The organism is Bacillus cereus group sp. BfR-BA-01408, from assembly GCF_022663305.1.
In the GTDB taxonomy this organism is placed as follows: Bacteria; Bacillota; Bacilli; order Bacillales; family Bacillaceae_G; genus Bacillus_A; species Bacillus_A pacificus.
This window is the reverse complement of the sequence record NZ_JAKUFF010000364.1, coordinates 1-209: the sequence shown is the minus strand read 5'-3', so window position 1 is coordinate 209 and position 209 is coordinate 1. Positions and strand designations below refer to the sequence as shown.

The window sequence follows — 209 nt, the reverse complement described above, 5'->3', positions numbered from 1 at the left end:
GGCTCGTCCGCTCAGGGTTAGTCAGGACCTAAGCCGAGGCCGACAGGCGTAGGCGATGGACAACAGGTTGATATTCCTGTACCACCTCTTTATCGTTTGAGCAATGGAGGGCCGCAGAAGGATAGAAGAAGCGTGCGATTGGTTGTGCACGTCCAAGCAGTTAGGCTGATAAGTAGGCAAATCCGCTTATCGTGAAGGCTGAGCTGTGA

Annotated in this window: 1 rRNA gene; it reads left to right on the top strand. The window is 53.6% G+C overall.

The annotated features are described in order from the left end of the window. A 23S ribosomal RNA gene (locus MR083_RS27665) occupies positions 1 to 209 on the top strand; the annotation flags it as partial.